The sequence below is a fragment of the Gammaproteobacteria bacterium genome (assembly GCA_035279405.1).
Lineage (GTDB): Bacteria > Pseudomonadota > Gammaproteobacteria > Natronospirales > REEB76 > REEB76.
In genome coordinates, this window is the sequence record DATEHU010000033.1 from 167,266 (window position 1) to 184,500 (window position 17,235).

The window sequence follows — 17,235 nt, forward strand, 5'->3', positions numbered from 1 at the left end:
CACGGCTTGGCGGCGGGATTGCGTACGCTGCGGACTTTTTTTACAGCTTGTGGCCGAAGGCTTTTTCGAACTGCGCCGCGAATTCCGCCTGCGTGAAGCGATGATTCTGCGTGCCGCGGTGCGCGATCTTGATGGCGCCCATGAGCGCCGCAATCCGACCCGTGGTTTCCCAGCCGCTATCGTGCAACAAACCGTACAACAGGCCGGCCCGGTAGGCGTCGCCGCAGCCGGTCGGGTCCAGTACCTGCGCGGCTTCGACCGCGGGCACCTGGATGCGGCGCTGTTTCACGAAGATTTCCGAGCCGCTGGCGCCGCGCGTGATGACCAAGGCCGCCAACTGTTCGGCAATCCCCGACGCGTTGAGCCCGGTCTTGTGTTCCAGCATCTGCGACTCGTAGTCGTTCACTGCCACCCAGGTGGCCATGCGGATGAATTCGCGCAATTCCGCGCTTGAAAACAACGGCAGGCCCTGGCCCGGGTCGAAGAGGAACGGAATGCCGGCGTCGTAGAACTGGCGCGCGTGCTGCAGCATGCCCTCGCGCCCGTCGGGCGCCACCACGCCCAACGTGACCGCAGGATCCACCGGCACCGCGTGCTCATGGGCATGGCCCATGGCGCCGGGGTGAAACGCGGTGATCTGGTTATTGTCGGTATCGGTGGTGATGAATGCCTGCGCGGTGTAAGTGCCTGGAACTTCCCTGATGTATTTGCGGCTGATGCCTTGTTTGTCCAGCCAGGTCGCATAAGGCTGGAAGTCCGCACCCACGGTACCCATGGGCAAGCCTTCGGCACCCAGCAGTTTCAGGTTGTACGCGATGTTGCCGGCGGTGCCGCCGAATTCGCGGCGCAACTGCGGCACCTCGAAGCACACGTTGAGCATGTGTATCTTGTCCGGCAGAATCTGGCTCTTGAACGCCTGTGGATACGCCATGATGGTGTCGTAGGCCAGGGAACCGCAGATCAGGATGGACATGCAAACCTCGGTGCTGCGTGCTATGTACTGCGTGCCGCGTAAAAAGTGCCGCGTGTCTTTACGCAGCACTCAGCACGCAGCACTGCTTTTACCCCAGTGCCTTGAGCGCCTTCTCGTAATCCGGCTCCTGGCCGATCTCGGGCACCATTTCCGTGTACACGACCTTGTCATTGGCGTCCAGCACCACCACGGCGCGCGCGGTGACGCCCGCGAGCGGGCCGTCCTTGATCATCACACCGTAATCATCGGCGAATTTCCGGTTGTGCATGAGCGACAGCGGGATCACGTTGTCGAGATGCTCATTGCCGCAAAAGCGCCCCTGAGCAAACGGCAAATCGGCGGACACGATCAGGATCACCGTATCGCTATGCTGCTTGGCGTGCTCATTGAATTTTTTGGTGGACAGCGCACACACCGGCGTGTCCAGGCTCGGCACGATATTCAAGAGCTTCTTTTTGCCCTTGTAGTCGGCTAGCGAAACGTCCTTCAAATCCTTGGTGGTGAGTTTGAAATCCGGCGCCTTGGCGCCGACTTTGGGCAACTCGCCGCTGGTGTGGATGGGATTACCACGTAATGAAATCTTGGCCATGATGTTAACCTCCTGCTGATACGGGATCGCGGCCGGGACGACCGCTCCCACAATTCTTACCCCTCACTCCAGTCTTTCGCAATGCGCTTCCTGCTCCTCGCGAAAGTCCAGGGCGTACATCCTGTACGTCCGCTCGACGGACCGAAGCCGTGCTTCGGCTAGACCGTCTCGCCCCCTCTAAGGGGAGAGGGGATGATGTGTACGGCCCAGGGCCGCAGAATCATTCATAGTCACTCAACGGTGGACAACTGCACATCAGATTGCGGTCGCCGTAGGCGTTGTCGGCGCGCGCCACCGGGGGCCAGTATTTATTGTGACGCAGCGACGCCACCGGATACGCCGCCTGCTCGCGGCTGTACTTGTGGCTCCACTGATCGCTCGTGGCCATTTCGGCGGTGTGCGGCGCGTTGCGAAGCGGATTGTCCTCGCGATCGAGCTTGCCGTCTTCCACTGCGCGGATTTCCCCGCGGATGGCGATCATCGCCTCGATGAAGCGGTCCAGCTCGCGTTTGGATTCAGATTCCGTGGGCTCCACCTGCAGCGTTCCGGCCACCGGGAAGCTCATGGTGGGGGCATGGAAGCCGTAGTCCATGAGGCGCTTGGCCACGTCGTCCACGGTGATGCCGCTGGATTCCTTGATGGCACGCAAATCCAGGATGCACTCGTGCGCCACCAGGCCGCCGGCACCCGTGAACAGCACCGGGTAATACGGCGCGAGTTTTTTCGCCACGTAGTTGGCGCTCAGGATTGCAGTTTCGGTGGCGGCCGTCAGCCCCGGCGCGCCCATCATGGCGATATACATCCAGGAAATCGGCAGGATCGAGGCCGAACCGTAGGGCGCGGCCGCCACACTGCCGATACCCTCGGCGCTGCGCACATAGCCGACGCTGCGCTGATTGGGCAGGAATTTCGCCAGGTGTGCGCCTACGGCCACCGGTCCGACGCCCGGCCCGCCGCCGCCGTGCGGGATGCAGAACGTCTTGTGCAGGTTGAGATGCGACACGTCGCCGCCGAACTCGCCGGGCGCGGCCAGGCCGACCATGGCATTCAGGTTGGCGCCGTCCACATACACCTGGCCGCCGTGGCGGTGCACGATATCGCAGAGTTCGCGCACGTTGTCCTCGAACACGCCGTGCGTCGAGGGATAAGTGATCATCATCGCGGCGAGATCGCGCTTGTGTTCCTCGGCCTTGGCGCGCAGATCGCCGAGGTCCACGTTGCCGCGCTCGTCGCACTCCACTACCACCACGCGCATGCCGGCCATGTGCGCCGAGGCGGGATTGGTGCCGTGCGCCGAGGACGGAATGAGCACCACGTCGCGCTCGCCCTCGCCGCGCGCCGCGTGCCAGGCCTTGATGATCAGCAGGCCGGCGTATTCGCCCTGCGAGCCGGCATTGGGCTGCAGCGATACCGCCGCATAACCGGTAATCGCGACCAGCATCTGTTCGAGCTGCGCAATCATCTCGCGGTAGCCGGCGGTCTGCTCGGACGGTGCGAACGGGTGCAGGTGCGCGAATTCCGGCCAGGACACCGGCAGCATCTCACTCACCGCGTTCAACTTCATGGTGCAGCACCCGAGCGGGATCATGCTGCGGTCGAGCGCCAGGTCCTTGTCGGCCAGGCTGCGCAGATAACGCAACATTTCATGTTCGGAATGGTAGCGGTTGAACACCGCATGCGTGAGGTAACTGCTGGTGCGCCGCAACGCGGGCGGCAGGCCGTAGCGTGTGTCCTTTTCCGGCAGCGCAGCGCCGTGCGTTCCCTGCTTGCGGGCAGCGGCCACCGCGAACACGCTCAGCAGATTGATTACATCGTCGCGCGTGGTGGTCTCGTCCAGCGACACCCCGACGTGCGCGTCGTTCACCGCGCGCAGGTTCATGTTTTGCGCGCGCGCCGCGGCGTGCACCGCCGCGGTGTGCTTGCCGGTGTGCACGGTGAGCGTATCGAAAAAATTCGCGTTGTCCGGCGCGCAGCCGAGCTGCTGCAGGCCGGCCGCCAGCATGCCGGTCAGTTGATGCACGCGTTCGGCAATGCGCCGCAGGCCCTGCGGACCGTGATACACCGCGTACATGCTCGCCATCACCGCGAGCAGCGCCTGCGCGGTGCAGATGTTGGAGGTAGCCTTTTCGCGGCGGATATGCTGCTCGCGGGTCTGCAGAGCCAGGCGATAGGCGGTCTTGCCCTGCGCATCCTGGGTGACGCCCACGAGCCGACCCGGCATCTGGCGTTTGAAGGCGTCACGCGTCGCAAGGTAAGCGGCGTGCGGACCGCCGAAGCCCATCGGCACTCCGAAGCGCTGGCTGTTGCCGACCGCGACATCCGCGCCCCACTCGCCCGGCGGCACAAGCAGCGTCAAGGCCAGAAGATCGGCCGCTGCGACGACACTTGCGCCCTGAGCATGCAGCTTTTCGCTGAGCGCACGGTAGTCGCGCACCTCGCCGTTCACGCCTGGATATTGCAGCAACGCACCGAAACACCCGGATTTGACGGCATCTTCCGGCCTACCGACTTTGACGGTAATGCCCAACGGTTTGGCGCGGGTCTGTACCACCTCGATGGTCTGCGGCAGCACGTCGTCCGCAACGAAGAACACATCCGATTTGGATTGCCCGGCACGCTTCACCAGTGTCATGGCCTCGGTGGCGGCGGTGGCCTCATCGAGCAGCGACGCATTGGCAATGTCGAGGCCGGTCAGATCCGTAATCATCTGCTGGAAATTGAGCAGCGCTTCCAGCCGGCCTTGGGAAATCTCGGGCTGATAAGGTGTGTACGAGGTGTACCAGGCGGGATTCTCGAACACGTTGCGCAGGATCACGCCTGGCGTGTGCGTGTGGTAATAGCCCTGACCGATGAAGGACTTGAACACCCGGTTTTTGGCGGCCAGCGTATGCAGCGCGGCGAGCGCCTCCTGCTCGGATTTCGGTTGCGTGAACGCGCCGAGCGGCAGGCCGTCCTTGCGGCGTATGTTGGCCGGCACGGCGGCATTCGCAAGCGCGGCGCGCGTCGCGAAACCGAGTTCCCGGAGCATCGCCTGCTGCCCGGCTTCGTCCGGACCGATGTGCCGGCCGATGAACTCGCCGTGCTGTTCCAGTTCCTCCAGCGTTGCACTGTCATTCATGGGCAATCCGGTCACCGCGTTCATGGTTCAATAAATCTCGGGATGATTTTACTCTTCGTCATTCCGGCGAAAGCCGGAATCCAGGCCTTGATAATTCTGGATTCCCGTTCCCCGCCTTCGCGGGGACAAGCTTCGCGGGAATGACGACAATGACTCAGTGCAAACCTCAGGCCGCTTCGTCCGCCAGCACTTTTTCATATGCCTTCGCATCCAGCAACTGGTTCAGGTCGGCGGGATTGGCCGGCTTGAGCCGCATAATCCAGTTGGCAAAAGCATCCTGATTGATGGACTCGGGCTTGTCGGCCAGCTTGGCGTTGCCTTCCAGCACCTCGCCCGCCACCGGGCTGTAGATATCGGAAGCGGCCTTGACCGATTCCACCACCGCGCAGGCTTCGCCCGCCTTGAGTTTGCGGCCTTTCTGCGGCACCTCCACGAATACGATGTCACCCAGCGCCTCCTGGGCATGATCGGTGATGCCGATGGTCAGGCTGCCGTCACTGCCGGTTTTGATCCATTCATGACTCTTGGTGTATTTGAGGTCGGCCGGGATCTTGCTCATTTCATTGACTCCTGAGTACGTCGGACTGTGGGAGCGGTCGTCCCGTGGGAGCGGCGGTCCCCGCCGCGATTCCTAAATCATCGCGGCTAAAGCCGCTCCTACATAAAACATTCACCCCTCACCCTAACTTCCCCCCTTCAGGGGAGAAGGGACAAGGAGTCGGATCATTTGACCAGTATCTTCCCGTTGCGCACGAACGGGGGCTTCACCACGCGCACGGCGCAAAGCTTGCCGCGGATATCCACCTGCAGGCGCTCGCCGGCGGCGACCGGCACGCGTGCCAGCGCGATGGAGCGCTCCAGCGTCGGCGAGAACGTGCCGCTGGTGATTTCGCCTTCGCCCGCGCCGTCGCAAATCACCTTCTGATGTGCGCGCAGGATGCCCTTGTCTTCGAGCAGCAGGCCGATCAGTTTACGCTTCGGTCCCGCATCGCGCTGCGCTTCGAGCGCCGCCCGGCCGATAAAGTCCCGGTCCGCGGGAGTCCACGCCACGGTCCAGCCGAGGCCGGATTCGAGCGGCGTTACCTGATCGTCCATGTCCTGACCGTAAAGATTCATCGCGGCTTCGAGCCGCAGCGTGTCGCGCGCGCCCAGTCCGCAAGGCTTGACGCCCTCCGCGACCAGCGCCTGCCAGAACTGCGCCGCCGTTTGCGCAGGCACCATGATTTCAAATCCGTCCTCGCCAGTGTAGCCGGTGCGCGCCACGAAAAATCCTTCGCCCGTCATCGCACTGAATGGCTTGAGCGCGAGCGCATGCTCGCGCAAGGTGGCCGGCAACACGCGCGCGGCCTTGTCACGCGCGTTCGGCCCCTGTACCGCAAGCATGGCGTAGTCGCGTTCCGCGAGCTTCACGCCGAAGGGCCGTGCCTGCTGTGTAATCCAGGCCAGGTCCTTGTCGTGGGTGGCGGCATTCACCACCATGCGGAACCAGTCCTCACGCAGAAAATAAGTAATCAGATCGTCAATCACGCCGCCCTGCGCGTTCAGCATGCAGCTGTAGAGCGCCTTGCCGGGCTCGCGCAGCTTGTCAATGTCGTTGGCCAGAAGCTTGCGCAGGAAATCGCGGGTGCGCGAGCCTTCGAGGTCCAGCACCGTCATGTGTGACACGTCGAACATGCCCGCGTCGCGGCGCACTGCATGGTGCTCCTCGATCTGCGAGCCGTAATTCACCGGCATGTCCCAGCCGCCGAAATCCACGAGCCGCGCGCCGGCGGCTACGTGCAGGTCATATAGAGATGTGTGCTTGCCCATGAGACCGGGTGTTCGGTATGAAAACAAAAGGCGGGGATGGACCGCCGCCTCCTGAAAATGCCGCACGGGCCCAAAAGTCCACCGCGCGGGGACAAAATGATACCGGAAAGCCGCCGCCCACACCACGCGCACGGGAGTGGACTGCGGTGCGGCTAACAAGATGTCGAAGAATTCTCCTCGGTTGACCCGTGAAATCCCCCCTCGCCCCCCTTTGCAAAAGGGGGGAGCGCTCTACGCGCGGGGGGATTTGATGCAAATACGTACTTTTTCAAGCGCACTCAGGGATGCGGTTCGGACTTGCCGGCCTGTGCATCCTGAATCCACTGGTCCACGACCTGTTGCAACACGGTGAGCGGCACGTTGCCGTGCTCCAGCACCGCGGCGTGGAAGGCCTTGATGTCGAACTTCGAACCCAGCGTTTGTTCTGCTTGTGCGCGCAGCTTCTGGATTTCAATTTCGCCGATCATGTACGACAGCGCCTGCCCCGGCCAGGCGATGTAGCGGTCCACTTCGGTGTTGATGTTCTGCAGGCTCAAGGCGGTGTTGTCCTCGAAATACTTGACCGCCTGCGCGCGCGTCCAACCCTCGGAATGGATGCCGGTGTCCACCACCAGGCGCACCGCGCGCCACATCTGGTAATCGAGATAGCCGAATTTCTTGTAGGGCGTGTCGTACAGGCCCATCTCGTTGCACAGCGTTTCGGTGTACAGCGCCCAGCCCTCGCCGTAGGAACTGTAGTAATCGAAGCGGCGGAAATCCGGCAGGTTCTTGAGTTCCATACCGATGGGGATCTGCAATTGGTGGCCGGGCCGGCCTTCGTGGCAGGTGAGTACCTGGATGTCGTATTTCGGCCGCGTCTCCGGCTTGTACAGATTCACCGCCATGTAGCCTGCAACGCTGCCGTCGCCCGCGGGCGGCACGGAATAGGCCGGATAGGTGTCGGGCGCGAGCGCCGCGGGAATCGGCCGCACGCCGTAGGTCACGCGCGGCAGTATCCACACGGGGAAAAACTGCATGAGGTGCGGGTCCACGTTCTTGGCGGCGGCACGATAGGCTTCGAGCAGGTCCTGCGGATCCTTGTAATAGAAGCGCGGATTGGTGCGCAGATAATGCAGGAAATCCTGGTAACTGCCCTTGAAACCGACTTGCTTGAAAATCTGTTCCATCTGCGCGTGAATCTGCGCGACCTTCTGCAGGCCCAGTTGGTGGATTTGCTCCGGCGTCATGTCGGTGGTGGTGTATTGGCGCACTTCGAAGGCGTAATACGCCTTGCCGTTCGGCAGCGCCTCAGCGGCAATGGTCTTGCGGCAATGAGGCAGGTAATCGTTGTCGTAATAGTTCTGCAACTTGCGATACGCCGGCACCACCACGTTGGCAATCGCAGCCTTGGCTTGGGCGCGCAACTGCGTCTGCTCGGCCGCGGGAATGGTGTTCGGCATGTTCTTGAAAGGCGCGTAGAACTGGCTGTCTTCCGGCTGGGACACGACGTTGGCGGCGATCTGGTGCGGAATGCGCTGCATCACCACCTGTGGTTTCGTCATGCCTGCTTGTACGCCGGCCTTGAGCAGATCAATAGTCTGGTCCATGAAAACGTCGAGCGTTTGCAGACGTTTCACGTAGTTCTGATAATCCTCGAGGTTCTCGAAGCGCAATGTATGCGTGAGTGTGCTCAAGGTCTGGATGCCGCCCAACTGGTTCATGGGCATCAAATATCCCTTGAACTGATAACCGTCCACCGACATGTCGTAGCGGTACTTGAACAGGTCATAGCTCACCTGGTCCTCGCCGGACAACTGGCTGCGGTCAATCGCCGCCAGATCTTTCAGCGTCTGGATGTCTTCTTCATGTTCGCGTGCGATGGCCGCAAGGCTCACGTCCGGCCAGTTGCCGTCGTATTCGTGAAACCCGTCCGCCGAAGCTTCCAGCGGATGCTCGCGCATCTCACGTTGCCAGGAAGTTGTAATGAGCTGGTGCAGTGCGACGGTTGCCTGATTTTCCGGCGACTGATCCGCCGCCGCCAAACCCGGCGCGCACATCAGCAGCGAGACACACAAAACCATCATTATTTTCATCATACGGTTCATCACATCACCTCACGTTCGTTATTAAGACGCACCATGTGTAGGTTGGGCTGAGGCCATGGGCCTAAGCCCAACAAATTATAAATCTGGGTATGTTGGTGGTCGCTACGCCTGTCCTGAGCATAGTCGAAGGGCTCAGCTCAACCGGCGCGCTCAATTCGTAAACGGTACAAAATCTTCACCATACAATCTGCGTCGTATTTCCAAGCACTCGCCGCACAACCTCAGAGTGGATATAGCATCCGGAGCAACTTGATCACCCGCCAATTTATAATCTGTCGCTGGATCATCTCCACATATTGAACAGATATCATCGCGACCAGCGAGAGATATGATCTGTTGCGTGTGCTCTGCTTGCGTAGGATTAACGCGTCTTAGAGCCGCGAACCACTCTGGCGAATGGGGTTTCAAATAACTCAACACACACTTCTCTAAAAATACTGCACCATTGCTCACGATCAGATTAGCCCGGCTTCGGAAGGGCTAATGGCTCAAATTTCGGTTTCTCAAGACTGAGCGGATCATGGCCGCTAAGTACACGAGCAATATTATTCCGAACATGTGATATGTCGTAGTGAATAGTCTGATATATCTCGTGACGCTCCTCCCACACTTTTTTGTGCTGTTCCATTTCCTTTAATAAATTCTTGTGAGCATGCTCAGTGTGTAAAATAGCTTCTTCCAAAGGAGTTTTACATACGGGACTAGTCACATAACCCATAAGCCGCTTTGCTGCTGCTTCTTTTGCCGCCGCATCAAGTCGCTGTTTCGCCATCTCGACAAGGCTATCTCGACAGATACTAGCAAGCGTGAGAACACCGGACTGAGATACGATAAATATTCCAGAATCCTGATCAAGACCGGCGAATTTTTTCCTCGTCCCCGTCGTCACAAGTATTCCATAATCTGCGTTTCGTGTCTTCTTAGCCAAAGCCGTTTGCGTGATATGGTCGGTAGTAATTCTATCGGTATGCTTGCATTCGTAAATGACGCGACCAGCCGCTTCGTTACCGAAAATTACTTGGTGAAGAACATCGCCGCCCCTCCCTCCTTCTGTACGCTCGACTTTATCGCCTGGAAATTCTTCCCGAAGCCGCCTAACGAGAACCTGTTCGTCAGCAAGGCCGATCTCTTGAGGAGATGTGCCGCTTTTAAGCATTTTCCTTTCTTCTTCTAATTTTTTGATTCGCGCTGCCATCCGCTTATCTCGGATTGCGGTTTTTTTGCGTTCCTTGGCGGCCGCCTCTTTTGTCGCGGCATATATTTTTTGTTTTGATTCGGCTCGGATCTCACGTTCCTTTCGCTTCGCAGCAGCCGCCGCCGCTTGAGCCGCTGCGGCTTGTTTCTTCAGTTTCCCGAGTTCTCCCTCCTGTATCTTCTCCTTTTTCTCCTGAATCTTTATGACTTTATGAAAATGACTTTCCGTGAGAGGGCTCCCGCAAAGTGGGCACTTGTATTTCATAAGATTCCCTCTCTTACTGCCCGAGAATATAGGTTGGGTTGAGATTAAAAATCGAAACCCAGCAATTTACAAATCAATCATATTGGTTCTCTGACCTCAGCCCAACCTACGCAACCTTCACGCTCAGCATCCGCTCCAGCGCAGTGCGCGCCTGGGAAACATCCGGCTCCGGCACCTTGATCCGATTTACCACATTGCCTTCGGCGAGATTCTCCAACGTCCAGGCGAAATGCTGCGGATCAATGCGGAACATGGTGGAACACATACACACCATGGGCGACATGAAGTGCACGTTGATACCCTTGTGCTTGACTTCTTCGTGCAGGCGATTGACGAGATTCAGCTCGGTGCCTACCAGCCAGCGCGTGCCGGGTTGGGCGGCGCGGATCGTGGTCTGGATGAATTCGGTGGAGCCGACGTAATCCGCCTTCAGGCACACCTCGAAGGCGCACTCGGGATGACAGATGACCTTCGCGTCCGGGTATTTCTGCTTGAACTTGTCTATGTGCTCCGGGCGGAACATCTGATGCACGGAGCAATGACCGTTCCACAGCAGAATTTTTGCCTTCTTGATCTGCTCTTGTGTGAGCCCGCCCATCGGTTTTTCAAAATCCCATACCGCCATATCTTCGAGCGGCACGCCCAGCTTGTGGCCGCTCCAGCGGCCGAGGTGCTGGTCGGGGAAGAACAGCACTTTTTCGCGTTGTTTGAACGCCCATTCGAGAATGCCCTTGGCATTGGTGCTGGTGCAGACGCTGCCGCCATGGCGGCCGCAAAAAGCTTTGAGATCAGCCGCGGAATTGACGTAGGTGATGGGTGTGACAGCCGCGTCCGGATCGCAAACTTCGGCGAGTTCGCGCCACGCGGTTTCCACTTTGGCGAGATTGGCCATGTCGGCCATTGAGCAGCCGGCCGCGAGGTCCGGCAGGATCACGGACTGATCCGGGCGCGAGAGAATGTCCGCGACTTCCGCCATGAAGTGCACGCCGCAGAACACGATGTACGGTGCATCCACCTGTGAGGCGAGACGCGCGAGCTTGAGCGAGTCGCCGGTGAGATCCGCGTGGCGATAGACCTCTTCGCGCTGGTAGTGGTGGCCGAGGACAACGGCACGGCCCTTGAGGCGTGCCTTGGCGGCACGAATGCGCGCGTCGCAGGCTTCATCCTCCAGCGAAGTGTAGAGATCAATTGCCAAGGCCGGTGTGGCCATTGCTTCACCTTCGGCGGAATGCGGTCCGCGGGTGGCGGGATATTTTACTCCTACCCGTGGGAGCGACCGTCCCGGTCGCGATGTGGTTACAGGAATATCGCGGCTGAAGCCGCTCCCACAGAAAATGCTGGTGCGAGTGCACCCTACAGTCTCTCGCTGCAAATGTCCCCCTTTGTAAAGGGGGATTGAGGGGGATTTTCGAAGTCGAAAAATCCTCCCCCTTTCAGGCTGCGCATTCCTGCGTCGCCTGAAAGTCCAAGGCTGCCATCCATGGCAGCCTGCTCGCCACTTTGCGGCTCGCCCTCCTTTTACAAAGGAGGGGCAGAATCGCGGTCGGGACGACCGCTCCCACAATTCTTCATTCTTCACCCCTCACTCCTCACCCCTCACCCCTCACTTCTTTAGGCACTAGTTTCAGTATGGCGTCGCGATCGGTGCTGGAACTCGCGAGTTCGAGCGCCTCGTCGCGCGGCAGCCAGCGATATTCCAGGTGCTCATGGGGATCAAGGCGCACGGCGTCGATCGCCGGCAATGACCAGGAAAACACGTGCTCCACGTTTTCCTTGGTGCCGGCGGCGAATTTCGCCAGCCAAGCCCTGTGGATGGGGTAGCGGTTGACCACGCCGCTGTCGGTCAGGCCGTGGTCGGCCAGAAAGCCGGTTTCTTCGCGCACTTCGCGCAGCGCGGCCTGCAGCGGAGTTTCGTTATCCAGCAGGCTGCCGGTGACCGATTGCCAGTAATCCGGCGGAATGCGCCGCCGCAGGCGCAGCACTTCTCCGTGGCGGGTGTAGATCACCACCAGCACGGATTCAGGACGTTTGTAAGAGAGTGAGGGGTGAGGCGTGAGGGGAGAGGTGTTCAAAAAAGAAAGCCCTGAATGCTTTGGGAATTCGGAATAATTATCCATTTCTCAGAATGCGAAAGTAGATGTAGGGTGGCATTTCTATATCGTCGTCTTAAATAATTTCACCCTCACCCCCACCCTCTCCCATCGGAGGGAGAGGGAGTGAACATGCTGGCAAGCATCTGTCTCCTCACTCCTCACTCCTCACTCCTCACCGCCGCCATCTTTGGCGGTCGTCGGCAAGCGCAGGCGGATGTGCAATTCCTTGAGCTGCGCTTCGCCGACACTGCCGGGCGCATCGGTAAGCGGATCGTAGGCGGTCTGGGTCTTCGGGAAAGCAATGACCTCGCGGATGTTGGGTGCACCCGACATGAGCATGGCGATGCGATCCAGGCCGAAGGCGATGCCGCCGTGGGGCGGCGCACCGTATTTCAGCGCTTCAAGCAGGAAGCCGAATTTTTCCTGCGCTTCTTCCGGCCCGATGTTGAGCAGGCCGAACACCGCCGACTGCATCTCGTTGCGGTGAATGCGCACCGAGCCGCCGCCGATCTCCGAACCGTTCAGTACCATGTCGTAGGCGCGCGCCACGGCGTGCGCCGGATCGCTCTTGAGTTTTTCGATGCTGTCCACGCGCGGCGCGGTGAAGGGGTGGTGCATCGCCACCCAGCGCTTGGCTTCTGCGTTGTACTCGAACATCGGGAAATCCGTCACCCACAACGGCCGCCAGGCATTTTCCGCGAGACCGCGTTCCTGACCGAGCTTCAACCGCAGCGCACCGAGCGCGTCGTTGACCACCTTGGCCTTGTCGGCACCGAAGAAAATCACGTCGTTGTTTCCGGCGCCGGTGCGCTTCAGGATGCCCGCCAACGCATCATCGGAAAGGAATTTGACAATGGGCGACTGCAAGCCCTCACGGCCCTTGGCGACATCGTTTACCTTTATATAGGCAAGCCCCTTGGCGCCGTAGCGCGCCACGAACGCGGTGCACTCATCAATCTCGCTGCGCGCGAGCGCGCCGCCGTCCGGCAGGCGCAGGGCAGCCACACGGCCGTCCGGGTTTTTCGCCGGGCCGGCGAACACCTTGAACTCGCAGTCCTTGACCAGATCGGCCACGTCCACCAGCTCCAGCGGAATGCGCAGGTCCGGCTTGTCGGAACCGTAGCGGCGCATGGCTTCCGCATAAGTGAGGCGCGGGAAAGGATCCGGCAGCTCCACGTTCAGCACGCGCTTGAACAGGTCGCGGATCAGTCCTTCCATGATATGAGTGATGCCCTGCTCGTCGAGGAACGAGGTCTCGATGTCGAGCTGGGTGAACTCCGGCTGGCGGTCGGCACGCAGATCCTCGTCTCGGAAGCAGCGCACGATCTGGTAATAACGGTCCATGCCCGACATCATCAGCAGTTGCTTGAAAAGCTGCGGCGACTGCGGCAGGGCGAAGAATTTTCCGGGATGGGTGCGGCTCGGCACCAGATAATCTCGCGCGCCTTCGGGTGTGGCGCGCGTCAGCATCGGCGTTTCGAATTCGATGAAGCCGTGCGCGTCAAGGTAAACGCGCAAGGTGCGCGCGATTGCAGCGCGCATCTTGAGGCGCTGCTGCATGACCGGACGGCGCAGATCCACGTAACGGTATTTGAGCCGCCGTTCTTCATTGACGTCTTCCTCATCCAGCATGAACGGCGGGGTTTCCGCGCGGTTGAGGATTTCCATGCCGAGTGCCAGCACTTCCACCTTGCCGCTGGGCAGGTTGGAGTTCTCCGTGCCCTTGGGGCGATGGCGGACCTTGCCCTTCACGCTCACCACGAACTCGCTGCGCAGGTGCTCGGCGTCGGCAAACATCGCGGCGCGATCCGGATCGAACACCACCTGCACCAGTCCCTCGCGGTCGCGCAGGTCCACGAAGATGACGCCACCGTGGTCGCGGCGGCGGTGCACCCAGCCGGCCACTTGGATTTCCCGGTCAAGCAGCGATTCGTTGACCTGGCCGCAATAATGGGTACGCATGAATGTTCCTGAAAAAGAGTCGAAGGATGCCGATCAAAGGGCCGGCAGTTTAGGCAGAGGATTTATCCCTGGCAATAGCCGCGTCGGCTTTCGCCGCCGCGATGCGCGGATACGGCGGCACGATCACGCCCAGCGAGACGATCATCTTGAAAGCCTCGTCCACGGTCATCTCCAGTTCGATCACGTCCTCGGGCGGCACCAGGATCAGGAAGCCGGAGGTGGGATTGGGCGTGGTGGGAATAAATACGCTGATCAACGGACTGGGCGCCTTGATCCCGACTTCGCCAAGACTGTCGCTGGTCAGAAACGCCAGGCTCCAGCTGTCCTTGTGCGGATAACGGATCAGCACCACCTTGCGGAACGCCTTGCCCTTTTTGGAAAACATGGTGTCAGAGATCTGCTTGACGGTGCTGTAGATGGAGCGCACCAGCGGGATGTGCTCCAGCAGGTCAACGCCCAAGCCAAGCAGGAAGCGGCCGAAGAAGTTGCTGGCCAACAGGCCCGTGATGAACAGCACGATCACGATGACGATGATGCCGATGATGGCGCTCAAACCGGGGATATGAAATCCGATCAGGTGATCGGGCTGCCAGGCGACCGGCAACAGGCCCACCAGTCCCGAAAGATAACCGGCAAAGAACTTGATGATGAAAATGGTGACGCCCAAAGGCACCCACGCCAGCAAGCCCGCAATCAGGTAGCGGCGGATGATGCTTTTGTGCGGACGCTTGGTGACTGGATCGTCGGCCATGACTATGCTTCAGGATGACGCGGACGAGGCCGTTTTCCTGGTCGCCGGCTTCTTGTCGCTCTTCGGCTTGTCTGCCTTGGTTTTGTCGGTTTTGGCTGCCGCGATTTCCGCGGGCTTTTTCTCGGCCTTGTCGGCGGCCGGTTTATCACCGCCGTCCAGCACGTTGTGCCGGTGAGCGGACTTGAAATCAGTCTCGTACCAGCCCTTGCCCTTGAGACGGAACCCGGCCGCCGACACAAGTTTGCGCAAGGCCGGCTTGTCGCAGTTCGGACACTGCGTGAGCGCCGGCTCGCTGATCTTCTGCAGCGCTTCCAGATGGTGGCCGCAGGCGCGGCACTGGTACTCATATATAGGCATGGCAAACCCGTTGAAATCCCCAGGGGGCTGCCCCATGTATGGGGCTTGCGCACACGGACTCAAGCCCTAATCCGCGGGCCGCAAGCGCGTGTCATTATAACTGCACCTCTCACGGTTCCCGGCACTCGCATGACCTCGGCCCCGAAGCACCATCACACCCTGCGCGCACTGCTGCCGTTCATCTGGGAATTCCGCGGCCGCGCCATGCTGGCGCTGGCCTTCCTGGTGATTGCCAAAATCGTCACGGTGCTGATTCCCGTGGTCCTGAAGCACCTGGTGGACGACCTGAATCCGGTGCACCACACGGCGCTGGTGCTACCGCTTGCCCTGCTCATCGGCTACGGCGCGCTGCGCTTCGCCAGCACCCTGTTCGGCGAACTGCGCGACCTGGTATTCGAGTTTGCCTCGCTGCGCGCGGTGCGGCGCATCGCGTTGCGCGTGTTCCGCCACCTGCACGATCTGGACCTGGCGTTCCACCTGGAACGCCAGACCGGCGGGCTGTCGCGCGACATTGAGCGCGGCACGCGCGGCATCAACTTCGTGCTCTCCTTCATGCTGTTCAACATCCTGCCGACGCTGCTGGAAATCGCGTTGGTGCTGGGAATCTTCCTGTGGAACTTCACCGCCTGGTTCGCGCTCATCATCGTGGCGTCGGTGGCGGTGTATATCGCGTTTTCCATCGCGGTGACGGAATGGCGCATGCAGCACGTGCGGCGCATGAACGAGCAGGACTCCAGGGCCAACACGCGCGCGGTGGACAGCCTGCTGAATTACGAGACCGTCAAATACTTCACCAACGAGGAATATGAAGCCGGACGTTACGACAACGAAATGGCGACGTGGGAAAAGGAAGCGCTCAAGACCCAGTACTCGCTCTCCTCGCTCAACAGCGGCCAGGCGCTGATCATCGCCCTGGGCGTTACCGCCATGATGCTGCTCGCGGGTTACGAGGTGGTGCACGGCAAGATGACGCTCGGCGATTTCGTCATGGTCAACGCCTACATGGTGCAGTTGTTCATGCCGCTGAATTTCCTGGGCTTCGTGTACCGCGAGATGAAACGCTCGCTGGTGGACATGGAACGCATGTTCACGCTGCTCGACCGCCATACCCAGATTGCGGACGCACCCGGAGCTGCGGCGCTCCAGGTGCGCTGCGGCGAAATACACTTCGAAGACCTGCGCTTCGGTTACGGGCCGGACCGCGAAATCCTGCACGGCGTGAGCTTCAGCGTCCCCGCCGGCAAAAAAGTCGCAGTGGTCGGGCCGAGCGGCGCCGGCAAATCCACGCTCGCGCGCCTGATGTTCCGTTTTTATGACGCGAACCGCGGCCGCATCCTGATTGACGGCCAGGACATCCGCGGGGTGACGCGCGACAGTCTGCGCCGCCAGCTCGGCATCGTGCCGCAGGACACGGTGTTGTTCAACGACACAATTTACTACAACATCGCCTACGGCCGGCCCGGAGCCGCGCGCGCCGACATCGAACGCGCCGCGGGCATGGCGAATCTCAAGGAATTCATCGAATCTTTGCCCAAGGGCTACGACACGTTGGTCGGCGAGCGCGGACTGAAACTCTCGGGGGGCGAGAAGCAGCGCGTGGCCATCGCCCGCGCGATTCTGAAGAATCCACCCATCCTGGTGTTCGACGAGGCCACTTCGAGCCTGGACTCCAACGCCGAGCAGGCGATCTTGAGTTCGCTCAGGGAACTCGCTGAGCATCGCACCAGTCTGGTGATCGCGCACCGGCTGTCCACCATCGTGGATGCCGATGACATCGTGGTGCTGGATCAGGGCCGCATCGCCGAGCGCGGTACACACCGGGAGCTGTTGCGCATCGGTGGCCTGTACGCGCAGTTATGGACGCTACAGCAGCGCGAAGCCGAGGAACGCGAAAAACACGCCGTCGCACCCGCATCACCGGCATTTGCGCTCAGTTGATTCGTAACGCGGGTTAAGCACTCCCAAACCGTCTGCAAGCGCCCACACACTGGGCGCCCGCAGCGCTTGATCCACATCAAGGCCGCAGCATCCGGAACCAGC

General features: G+C 60.4%; 12 protein-coding genes and 1 pseudogene. 1 reads left to right on the plus strand and 12 read right to left on the minus strand.

The genetic code is table 11. From position 1 onward, the window contains the following. Positions 1-40: 40 nt before the first annotated feature. The 12 genes and pseudogenes from VJR90_07370 to VJR90_07425 all read right to left on the minus strand — a co-directional run bounded on the left by VJR90_07370 (position 41) and on the right by VJR90_07425 (position 15,195). Positions 41-973: a carbohydrate kinase family protein gene (locus VJR90_07370; GenBank protein HKV97287.1), complete on the minus strand. Its 933-nt coding sequence runs from the start codon at positions 971-973 to the stop codon at positions 41-43. Positions 974-1,061: 88 nt separating this feature from the next. After that, complete coding sequence (tpx, locus tag VJR90_07375; protein HKV97288.1) at positions 1,062-1,562, minus strand: thiol peroxidase; 501 nt, start codon at positions 1,560-1,562, stop codon at positions 1,062-1,064. A gap of 220 nt (positions 1,563-1,782) precedes the next feature. Next, a pseudogene (gene gcvP, locus VJR90_07380) lies at positions 1,783-4,626 on the minus strand (aminomethyl-transferring glycine dehydrogenase). A gap of 220 nt (positions 4,627-4,846) precedes the next feature. Next, positions 4,847-5,239 (minus strand): glycine cleavage system protein GcvH, encoded by a 393-nt coding sequence (gene gcvH, locus VJR90_07385; protein ID HKV97289.1) that lies wholly within the window; start codon positions 5,237-5,239, stop codon positions 4,847-4,849. 164 nt (positions 5,240-5,403) lie between these two features. After that, positions 5,404-6,489, minus strand: coding sequence for a glycine cleavage system aminomethyltransferase GcvT (gene gcvT, locus VJR90_07390; protein ID HKV97290.1), 1,086 nt, complete (start codon positions 6,487-6,489; stop codon positions 5,404-5,406). A gap of 278 nt (positions 6,490-6,767) precedes the next feature. Next, a complete protein-coding gene (locus VJR90_07395; protein HKV97291.1) occupies positions 6,768-8,564 on the minus strand; it encodes a DUF885 domain-containing protein in 1,797 nt (598 codons plus the stop codon). A 469-nt stretch (positions 8,565-9,033) separates the two neighbouring features. Then, the gene (locus VJR90_07400) at positions 9,034-10,032 is read right to left on the minus strand and encodes a hypothetical protein (protein HKV97292.1); all 999 of its coding nucleotides are present in this window, start codon (positions 10,030-10,032) and stop codon (positions 9,034-9,036) included. Between the two features lie 106 nt (positions 10,033-10,138). Continuing rightward, a complete protein-coding gene (gene nadA / locus VJR90_07405) occupies positions 10,139-11,242 on the minus strand; it encodes a quinolinate synthase NadA (GenBank protein ID HKV97293.1) in 1,104 nt (367 codons plus the stop codon). Between the two features lie 379 nt (positions 11,243-11,621). Beyond that, the gene (nudB, locus tag VJR90_07410; GenBank protein ID HKV97294.1) at positions 11,622-12,104 is read right to left on the minus strand and encodes a dihydroneopterin triphosphate diphosphatase; all 483 of its coding nucleotides are present in this window, start codon (positions 12,102-12,104) and stop codon (positions 11,622-11,624) included. A gap of 186 nt (positions 12,105-12,290) precedes the next feature. Next, positions 12,291-14,087: an aspartate--tRNA ligase gene (gene aspS / locus VJR90_07415; GenBank protein ID HKV97295.1), complete on the minus strand. Its 1,797-nt coding sequence runs from the start codon at positions 14,085-14,087 to the stop codon at positions 12,291-12,293. Between the two features lie 49 nt (positions 14,088-14,136). Further along, the gene (locus tag VJR90_07420; protein ID HKV97296.1) at positions 14,137-14,838 is read right to left on the minus strand and encodes a DUF502 domain-containing protein; all 702 of its coding nucleotides are present in this window, start codon (positions 14,836-14,838) and stop codon (positions 14,137-14,139) included. A 9-nt stretch (positions 14,839-14,847) separates the two neighbouring features. Then, a complete protein-coding gene (locus VJR90_07425; GenBank protein ID HKV97297.1) occupies positions 14,848-15,195 on the minus strand; it encodes a zinc ribbon domain-containing protein in 348 nt (115 codons plus the stop codon). Positions 15,196-15,324: 129 nt separating this feature from the next. On the opposite strand from VJR90_07425, the gene VJR90_07430 reads away from it, so the two are divergent. Further along, entirely contained in the window at positions 15,325-17,133 is a 1,809-nt protein-coding gene (locus tag VJR90_07430; GenBank protein ID HKV97298.1) for an ABC transporter ATP-binding protein/permease, read from the plus strand. Positions 17,134-17,235: the final 102 nt, after the last annotated feature.